The sequence below is a fragment of the Synechocystis sp. FACHB-383 genome (assembly GCF_014698605.1).
GTDB classification, from domain to species: domain Bacteria; phylum Cyanobacteriota; class Cyanobacteriia; order Cyanobacteriales; family Microcystaceae; genus Synechocystis; species Synechocystis salina.
In genome coordinates, this window is record NZ_JACJTJ010000028.1 from 1 (window position 1) to 9,939 (window position 9,939).

At 45.6% G+C, this 9,939-nt stretch carries 5 protein-coding genes, 2 tRNA genes and 1 pseudogene; 6 read left to right on the forward strand and 2 right to left on the reverse strand.

Translation table 11 applies throughout. The features are described from left to right. Nucleotides 1–310: 310 nt before the first annotated feature. Nucleotides 311–439 (forward strand): annotated as a pseudogene (locus H6G45_RS06605) (IS1 family transposase); the annotation flags it as partial. Between the two features lie 225 nt (nt 440–664). On the opposite strand, the gene H6G45_RS06610 reads toward H6G45_RS06605, so the two are convergent. Both H6G45_RS06610 and asnS read right to left on the reverse strand, forming a co-directional pair. Further along, nucleotides 665–1,846, reverse strand: coding sequence for an LptF/LptG family permease (locus H6G45_RS06610; protein ID WP_199309614.1), 1,182 nt, complete (start codon nt 1,844–1,846; stop codon nt 665–667). A 43-nt stretch (nt 1,847–1,889) separates the two neighbouring features. After that, nucleotides 1,890–3,278 carry an asparagine--tRNA ligase gene (asnS, locus tag H6G45_RS06615; RefSeq protein ID WP_190597674.1) on the reverse strand — a complete coding sequence of 463 codons (1,389 nt, stop codon included), beginning with the start codon at nt 3,276–3,278 and terminating at the stop codon, nt 1,890–1,892. Nucleotides 3,279–3,470: 192 nt separating this feature from the next. Between asnS and H6G45_RS06620 the strand changes: the two genes are divergently transcribed. The 5 genes from H6G45_RS06620 to H6G45_RS06640 all read left to right on the forward strand — a co-directional run bounded on the left by H6G45_RS06620 (nt 3,471) and on the right by H6G45_RS06640 (nt 9,661). Beyond that, nucleotides 3,471–3,552 (forward strand) — tRNA-Tyr (locus tag H6G45_RS06620). A gap of 8 nt (nt 3,553–3,560) precedes the next feature. Continuing rightward, a tRNA-Thr gene (locus tag H6G45_RS06625) sits at nt 3,561–3,632 on the forward strand. A gap of 364 nt (nt 3,633–3,996) precedes the next feature. Beyond that, the gene (locus tag H6G45_RS06630; RefSeq protein WP_190597675.1) at nt 3,997–4,896 is read left to right on the forward strand and encodes a MerR family transcriptional regulator; all 900 of its coding nucleotides are present in this window, start codon (nt 3,997–3,999) and stop codon (nt 4,894–4,896) included. Between the two features lie 76 nt (nt 4,897–4,972). Further along, nucleotides 4,973–8,716, forward strand: a complete 3,744-nt coding sequence (locus H6G45_RS06635; RefSeq protein ID WP_190597676.1) for a TIGR03032 family protein — start codon at nt 4,973–4,975, stop codon at nt 8,714–8,716. A gap of 126 nt (nt 8,717–8,842) precedes the next feature. After that, complete coding sequence (locus tag H6G45_RS06640) at nt 8,843–9,661, forward strand: Rpn family recombination-promoting nuclease/putative transposase (protein WP_190597677.1); 819 nt, start codon at nt 8,843–8,845, stop codon at nt 9,659–9,661. Nucleotides 9,662–9,939: the final 278 nt, after the last annotated feature.

The window sequence follows — 9,939 nt, forward strand, 5'->3', positions numbered from 1 at the left end:
AATCTGTTGAAAAGTTAGCAGAAATTGGTGTTATGCTGAATTCTGCTACAACTAGACAGAACTATTTTACTCATTGTTGTTACTGTGCCAGCTAGATGCGGAATCCGCCGTAAAGGCAAAAGAGATAAAAATTTACGTTTCAACCAAAAGGCTTAACAGAGCAATAAATTACGCTTATAGCTAAATGAAATAATAATGTGTTTGAAAAGTTTTGCCCAATCCCTTGCTGAGCAAGCATTTGGGCATGTGTTTATGGTAAGCACTGAAAACCTTATCTAGTAAGGCATACAGCCCATTTTCCAAACAGGCTCTAAGGCAAAGATGCTCAAGATTAGTCAGGAAGTGCCTTTCATTTTCTAAAAGCTTCTTCAATCATGAATCTGCTGTTTTACATTTTATCAACCACTACAATGAGGAGTTAAGGTTGGCTTTATCTTGACTTCACTACATGAATAACACTACCATTTTTTACTAAGTAGATAATTTATAAAGTTTTGTTGTCAAAAACTTCTGGTGATTCATTTGAAAATTCCCTAACTAGACTAATAGAAGAGCGATAAATCAGAGTAATGTTGGTTACCACAAAGATTGTCTTAGGAGCATTTTAGTTGGCTAGATTGATGGAAGAGGTGTAGTTGAATTGGTTGTATTTTTTGAGCAAACTCTAACCCTGGTTAAATTCATATAACAACCAAATTCCCACCCCCAAACCGACAAAATTGGGCAGCCAGGCCGCCAAGATAGGGGAAATTAACCCAACAATGCCTAAGCTACCACTGAAAAATCCCAGTATGTAGTAGGCAAAAATAATCACAATGGTTAAACCAAAACCCGTAGCGCGACTTATTCTTTGGGGCCTAGCTCCGATCGCCGAACCTACCACGGCAAAAACAATACAAACAAAAGGAAACGCTAATTTTTGTTCCGTTCTGACCTGAAAAAACTGAATTTTCTTTTCATCGCCAATCAATTTTAAAATTTTGATATAGTCCTGGGCTTCGGCAATGGTCATTTCGTAGGGATCCCGTCCCTGTCGGGCAAAATCAAAGGCGGACTTGGGCAGGGCAATTTGTTTATTCGTAAACGGAATCGCCTCTTGGTAATCCTCTGTTTCTGTGAGGCGGTAAAGAGTACCATGAAAGAAATCCCAGCGTTTATTGTCGTTGTTCCAAGTGGCATTGTCGGAAAGTACAATATGTTTCAGATGGTTTTCCGTCCACTGCAACACCGTCAGATTTTGCATTTCCTTGCCGTCAAACTTTTCCGCATAAACTAAACTTTTTAACCGCCGTGCAGTTTGGCCATTCTCGAGCTTAATTTCTTCAAACTCAGGGTAAAAAACATCGCGATTTTGCCAAAAGGGATGCTCTTCATCGATGGATTCAATGAGGATACTGGTAGCTCGATAGTTGGCCACCGGCACTACCCATTCACTCAGCACAAAAGCCCACCCTGTTACCAGCAAACTCAGCACCACCGCCGGCAAAATCAGACGGTATAAACTCACTCCACAACTGCGAATAGCAATAATTTCGCTGTCTCCACTCAAACGACCAAAGGCCATCATTGTGGCTAGCATCACCGCCACTGGCAGGGAATAGGCGAGAAATTCCGGTACTTTGAGAAGTAGTACTTCTGCCGCTTTAGCTACCGGGAGATTTTTCTCAACAATTTTGTTACCTAAATCGGACAAATTACCGATCGCCAGCCCCAAACTGGCCACCACCCCGACGCTAAATAAAAATGGGGGAATCAGTTGCCTGGCCACATAGCGGTCCATAAGGGAAATACGGGGCAAAAGATGGGGCCACTGCCCCAAGCTGGTCAAGGTTTTAGACAAGAACATCACAGATTTTCAAGCTTCCCAATGGCTAAAATTCTTCAAGTCTTTAAAATTCCGCGTTCATGGGAGTGCGGGGGAAAGGGATCACATCCCGAATATTGGCCATGCCGGTCATGAACTGGACAATGCGCTCAAAGCCTAAACCAAAGCCTGCATGGGGCACAGAACCATAACGGCGTAGGTCAAGATACCACCATAGATCGCTTTCGGGAACCCCTTGTTCCTGCATTCTTTGAGTTAATACGTCTAGTCGTTCTTCCCGCTGGGAACCACCGATAATTTCACCAATTTTAGGCGCTAAAATATCCATAGCGGCAACGGTTTTGCCATCCTCATTTAAGCGCATATAAAACGCTTTAATATCCTTGGGATAATCGGTCACAATGGTGGGTCTTTTGAACACAATTTCTGCCAAATATCGCTCATGTTCTGACTGTAGATCCACTCCCCAAGCGACGGGATATTCAAACTTTTGCTCCGCTTTTTCCAGCAGTTGGATGGCCTCGGTGTAGGTCAGCCAAGCAAATTCGTTGTTAATGATATTGTCCGCTGTAGCCAGCACGGTGTTGTCAATGCGCTGGTCAAAAAATTCCATATCCTCTGGGCATTTTTCCAGCACAAATTTGAAAATGTATTTTAGAAATTCCTCCGCCCATTGGCGATCGCCTTCTAGGTCACAAAAGGCCATTTCTGGTTCCACCATCCAAAATTCGGCTAGGTGGCGGGACGTATTGGAATTTTCGGCCCGAAAGGTGGGGCCAAACGTGTAGACATTCTGGAATGCCAGGGCCATCACCTCCGCTTCCAATTGTCCACTCACTGTCAAATAGGCTTGTTTACCAAAAAAGTCCTCGCTGTAATCAATACCATGATCACTTTTGGGCACCTTCTGTAAATCTAAGGTGGTGACATTGAATAAATCCCCTGCCCCCTCACAGTCACTGGCGGTAATGATCGGAGTATGGACCCAGAGAAAACCCCTCTCCTGAAAAAATTGGTGAATGGCGGTGGCACAGGCGTTACGCACTCTCATAACTGCGCCGATGGTATTGGTGCGGGGCCGCAGGTGACCAATGGTCCGCAAAAATTCAAAGCTGTGGCGTTTTTTCTGGAGGGGATAACTGCTAGGGTCTGCTCCCCCCAACAATTCCAGTTTGGCTGCCTTTAACTCCACCCGTTGTCCTTTTCCCGGTGAAGGGGCCAATTTTCCTTCCACCACCACCGCTGCCCCTGTCTGCAATTGGGATAACAGGCGATCGTAGTCCGTCAAATTCCCATCAAGCACCACTTGGAGATTAGCCAAGCTAGAGCCGTCATTAACTTCCACAAAACTAAAATCCTTGAGGGTTCGTTTAGTGCGTAACCACCCTTGAACCATTACTTGGTCATCGGCCTGACCATGGCGGAGAACTTCAATAATGCGGCGTTTGTTCATAAACCCCAAAGGAGTAGAGATAGAGGGACAGTGGGTGCCACTATTAAACCACGGCACCGAGCCACTCCCAGGGTAACCAATCCCGGCTGGGGAAGCGATGCGCAGCAAACCAGACAAAAATCTGACCAACCCAGAAAAAAATATTTTGACCATCAACAATTAGGTGTTATGATGGCTAATCGTGAAAGCAATGGGTCGATGCCCGAGTGGTTAATGGGGGCGGACTGTAAATCCGCTGGCTATGCCTACGCTGGTTCAAATCCAGCTCGGCCCATCCCTTTTGCCCTTGTAGCTCAGTGGTAGAGCACACCCTTGGTAAGGGTGAGGTCACGAGTTCAATCCTCGTCAAGGGCTTTTGTTGTTGTACTGTACAATGACACAATCTTTGTCATTGGTGACACATTGATGTCGTCATGCCAAATTTCGTGTCGTGATGACAGATTGTTGTAACAAGCCCTAAGGGAGGATAATCCTTCTGGCACCAAACATCAAAATCTTTCTCCTCGGCCACTAGATGCAAAAGCTCATTGATTAATGGCGTGTTCTTTTCTGCCATTAACTCCCAGAGTTGCCGCCGGGTTGCTTCCGGTGCGGTCAGGTCACAATGAATCGTAATGATACTCGTCTCCAGATAATAACACTGTGTTGTTATTCTGTGCTGAAGTTGAATGACGGGAGTCGTAATATAGTTGGACAACCTAACTAAATTGCTAAGCGAATGTTTTTTACCAGCCACCAGGCAGCAGAAATTACTGGGTGCACCCTGCGTCAATTGCAGTATTGGCGTGAGAAGAGGGTGGTAAGTCCAACGGTGGACGCGACGGGTAGAGGCAGAACCGTTTACTACAACCAAGTAGACCTTTGTGAGTTAATGGTGATGAAACACCTTCTTAGCACTGGTCTGGAATATACCCAAGCCGTTGAGGTGTTGAACTTATTGCGGGAGAAGGAGCCAGGGTTTGCTGATATGGTTGTGGAAAGTCGCTATATCGTGACCAGAAACCCAAAAGATAAAGCTCTTATCCTTGAGCTCTTTGACTTTAATGCAGTGCAGAGGGCTATGTATGCGGGGCAGCTTGTAGTGCCCCTTTGGTTAGACCAAATTCACCTAAAATTAAGTCAAAAATTAAGGGATATGTCTGGTACTGAGATGCCCGACATAAATCACCCACCCCAACGGGCCGAAGATGAAGCCCGCAAGCACATAGACCAACACTTAAGTTCTGTTGGGTGGGAGATTATCTCGATGAAACTTGGGATACGGATGGACGGGCGCAGTGCCCATGCGGTTAGGGAGTATCCCCTCGCCACCGGCCGGGCAGACTATGCTCTTTTTGTTAATGGGTTGTTACTCGGGTTAGTGGAAGCCGAACGTTCATCACGTTCATTTATCAACTTTCAATCTGCCCTGGAGCAGGCTAAACGTTACTCTAAGGGGGCATTCGATGGGGTCGGTAATTGGCGGGGCTACCGTGTGCCTTTTCTCTATTCCAGCAACGGAGAGTTAATTTACTTTCTGGATGTGCGGAAAGAAACTAACATTGCCTGTCAGCTCCAGTTATTTCACACGCCTCAGGCTCTATTCGAGCTACTAGGCCAAGATACAGCGGATTCCTAGACAAAATGGCACGATATAATCCGATCGCCGTTGGGGTAAACCCCTTCACCGTAAACGTTTCAAAAAAAGATCCACGATGAATCAACCAGCATTGCCTCTACAAATATCAGCCGAACTAGGCAACTGGTTACAAACAGAGCAGCTAAGTCTGGGACTGAGTACTTACCAAACCAATCGGTTAATGATGGTGGGGAGTAACAGCGAAGGCAGACTGGCCCTCAATGAAAGACTGTTTGATAAACCCATGGGGTTGTACGTGAAGAACCAGAGCCTTTACATGAGCACCCGCTACCAAATTTGGCGCTTCGATAACTGCCTGCAACCGAGAGAAACTTACCAAGAAGCCGATCGCCTTTATCGACCGAGCCAAAGTTATATCACTGGCGGTCTTAATGTCCATGACCTGGTGCTGGATAAAAACGGCTCCCTCTTATTCGTCAATACTGACTACAGTTGCCTTGCCACCCTCGAAGAAGTACATAGCTTTAAACCCCTGTGGCAACCTCCCTTTATCAAAAAATTGGTTTCCCAAGATAGTTGTCACCTCAATGGCTTAGCGATGGTGGATGGGGAACCCCGCTATATGACCGCCTGCGGTGAAACCAATAAACCGGCGGGTTGGCGTAACCATCGGCAAAATGGTGGCATCATCCTGGACATCTCCAGTAGTGAAATCATTGCCACTGGGCTATCTATGCCCCACTCCCCCCGCTGGCATGACAGCAAACTCTGGTTACTTAACTCCGGCACAGGGGAACTGGGTTACATCGAAGCGGAAAAGTTTGTGCCGGTTACCTTCTGTCCTGGCTTTGTGCGAGGACTTACTTTCTGGAAACACTGGACGATCGTCGGTTTATCGCAACTGCGCTCCAAGAATTTTTGGGGATTAAGACTAGAGGAGCGCTTAAATGAAATCGGTCAAACTCCCCAGTGTGGGGTAATGGTGATTGACCTACGGACAGGGGAAATTGCCCATTCCCTGATTTTTGCTGGCGTGATTGAAGAACTGTACGACGTGGTGGTTATCCCTGGAGTGACTAAACCGAGGGTGATTGGTTTTCAAGATGAAGACATTGAAAGGCTGATTACCTATCCCGGTTGTCAGGGACTGATTACCACCAAACCCGCTGTCAAACGTCCCAGCCTTGGCCCCAAAGCTCCCATTCCTGGGCTAGCCACTAAAGAACGGGTGGAGCGGGAAAACCAAGAAGTTAGGGAAATCGAGGACTTAGAACGGCAAGCAGAACTGGCGGCGGCCCCAGTCAAATATCAACGGGTTTATCACCTCAACCCAGAAAGCCTTGCCCCCTATGACAATATGACCTTTCCCAGTCTGCAACAACGCTGGCAACAGCAACCCCAACGGGGAGAAGTGGTGGGGGTATCAGCCTCTCGGTTAGGGGATTTGGTCGGTTTTGTGATTGGAGAACAGCTCAGTCCAGAGCGGGTTGAAATTATTTCTTTTAACGTTGATCCCAGTCAACGTCGCCAGGGTATTGGTCTTCGGATGTTGCAAATCTTTGAGCAGCAACTGGTAAGAGAAGGGGTAACGCAATTTGTCTTCCTCTATCCGCCGATCGCCGATATTTGTATTGCCTTAGAACCGTTATTGCAACAGTTGGGCTGGCAACCGCCAACTATGGTGAGTCCCCAGGTAAAGGGAAGCCACAAAACCTTTGCTAAGGAGGCTGATGTTGTTAAAAGTTCGACTAATGTTGCTGTTAATGACACTATCAAGCAAGCTTTTCAGGCAGGAAAACAGTTAGCCCAAGCCGGACAATTAAAAGAGGCTGTAGAGCAATTTCAGTCCGTTCTAGACCAACAACCCAACTATATTCCTGCTCTCAACCAACTGGGAAATGCTTGGCAACAGTTAGGGGAATCGGACAAGGCGATCGCCTGTTATCAACAGGTCTTAGAAATCAATCCAGATATAGCCGTTGCCCATTGCAATCTAGGCAGTATTTGGCAAATACAAGGGAAATATGAAGAGGCGATCGCCGCCTATCAAAAAGCCATTGAACTAAAACCTAATTTTGTCTTAGCCTACCAAAATTCAGCAAATCTTTATGCTACCTGTCGACAATTTCAACGGGCAGAAATGATGCTTCGGCAACTGCTAGAATTTCAGCCTGAAGACGCAGAAAATCAGCATTTATTGGGAAATATACTCCGTCAAATGGGCCGCATAGAAGAAGCAAGTAGTTGTTTTCAGAATGCCATTAAGTTAAACCTTCAGTTTAGTGAAGCTTATTATAGTCTGGGGTGTTTATTGATAAGCAAAGGACAGCTTGAAGTGGCTAAACAATGTTTGGAAAAAGTCCTTCAGACTCCATTGGATCAGCTTTCTTTTAATCCATCTTTTGTCTATAGCAGTTTAGGTTTTATCCTGGAAACTCAAAACAAATTCCTAGAAGCTCTCCATGCCTATAATCAATCTTTGCAACTCAACCCCGAAGCAACGGAAATTTTTTATCAACAGGAACATCTACGGTTAACCCTTTGCGATTGGGACAATTTTGATGGTCGGATGCAAATCCTAACTGAACGCATTCAAAATCATTTAGAAACGCCCCATTCTGCCAAACTTACCCCCCTGAGTTTGAATAGCTTTGGGGCCCCGATCGCCTTACATACCACCGTCAATCGTCATTGGAGTCAAACGATTACGGAGGCCATGGCGGAACTGAAAGCCCACTGTGGGTTTACGCCCCGCAGGTTTAACCGAGAAAAAATTCGCCTAGGCTATCTATCCGCCGATTTTCGTAGTCATGCGGTGGGTTCCCTCATTGCCGACATTTTTCAATATCACGATCGCAATTTGTTTGAGGTCTATGGCTATTCCCTAGCAGACACAACCGATGAAACCACAAAAATTATCCAAAAGGGTTGTGATTTTTTTGTCAATATTGCCTCTCTCTCTGTGGAAGCCGGCGCACGGCGTATTTACGCTGACGAGATTGATATTTTGATTGATTTAGGGGGTTACACCACTTCATGTCGCCCAGAAATCCTCGCCCTCCAACCTGCGCCGATTCAAATGCAATATTTGGGCTATCCCGACACGATGGGCGCGGAATTTGTTCAATATATCCTCAGCGATCGCCAGATTATTCCTCCAGAACTTACCCCGTATTACACTGAACAGGTGATTGAACTGCCCCAGGCGTTTATTGCCGCCCCAGTGGAAATCACCAAAAAAGCGCCCCCCCGCTCGGCCTTGGGATTACCCGAAAAGGGATTTGTCTATTGCTGTTTTAATCGCACTGATAAATTTGATCCTTACTTATTTACCGTATGGATGCGTATTCTCCAACAGGTTCCCGACTCTGTGCTCTGGCTAAAGGATATTTCCCCTGAAATCACCCAAAAACTACGACAAGATGCCCAATCCCAGGGGGTTGCACCAGAACGCCTAGTATTTCTTTCGAACATTCCTTTGGCCGACGACTTCATTGCCCACTATCAACGGGCGGATTTATTTCTGGATACATTTAATTACAGTGCTGCTTCAACGGCGATCGCCGCTTTACAATCGGGACTACCCATTTTGACCTGTCCTGGGGAAACCTTTGCTTCACGGATGGGAGCCAGCATTTGTCATACCGTTGGCTTGGATGACTTTATTTGCGAGAGTCCCCAATCCTATGAAGAAAAAGCTATTTATTGGGGAACCCATCCCCATGAATTGCAGACTATTCGAGACAATTTATTGCAAAACAAGAAAGAATTACCTCTCTTTCAACCAAAGCAATGGGTTCGTAATTTAGAGTCCGTTTTACAGTCTCTTTGTAGTGGCGACAACTGTGTACAAGCTTAAGCTTTTTACAGCGATATTTAAAATTTTATCTGACTACCATTTACGAAACCTACCATGTTTCTATCTCTCTCATGGATTAGGCTTTAATCGACAAGAAGGCGATCGCCAGAATGTTAGAATTCATTGATGTTTGATAATGTTTGCAAATTTCTAGCGGAAAACTTTTCCGAAGACTATGCCAGTTGGCTGCTCGGTCGTCCTGTCACCTTAACTAAACTGAGTCCAACGGAATTATCCCTAGAACCCATTCGTGCCGATTCCCTTATTCTGGAACAATCAGAAGACTTGGTTCTACATCTAGAATTTCAGACAGAACCCGATGAGACAATGGGTTTTCGGATGTTGGATTATCGGGTGCGGGTTTATCGTCGTTTCCCGGCTAAAACCATGCATCAAGTCGTGATTTATCTAAAACCAAGTAAATCCGCATTGGTCTATCAGGATAGTTTTCAACTCGGTGAAACCACCCATCGTTATCGGGCGATTCGGCTTTGGGAACAATCTTCAGAGATATTTTTGCAGAGTCCAGGGTTATTACCGTTGGCGATATTAACCAAAAGTGAGGAGCCAACAATACGATTAGGAGAGGTTTCTAAGGGATTGGATACAATAGAGAATCAAGGGGTGAGGGCTAATCTGATGGCTGCAACGGCAGTATTCGCAGGATTAGTGATGGAACCTGAAATGATTAAAACAATTTTAAGGAGTGACATTATGAAGGAATCAGCTTTCTATCAGGAAATTCTTCAGGAAGGTCGTCAGGATGGTCGCCAGCAAGGTCTTCTTGAGGGTCGCCAGGAGGGTCGCCAGCAAGGTCTTCTTGAGGGCAAGCTGAAAACAATCCCTCTACTTAAAAAATTGGGTTTGTCCATCGCCGACATTGCCGAGGAATTAGATATTGATATTGCTTTAGTCAATCAATTTGTGGCCAATCAGAATAATTAAAAGTTAAATGTCCTGTCCGTCGGCGATCGCCCTCTTGCCGTGAAGTAAAATGGCGATCGCCGTTTTCAATGGATAATTAACAATTACGGTAGGGGCACAAGGCCTGCGCCCAAATCTCCACAAACTTCTAAAATCGCTGCAGGTATAGGCCAATTCTATGTTTTATACGGCGGATTCCGCATCTAGCTGGCACAGTAACAACAATGAGTAAAATAGTTCTGTCTAGTTGTAGCAGAATTCAGCATAACACCAATTTCTGCTAACTTTTCAACAGATTC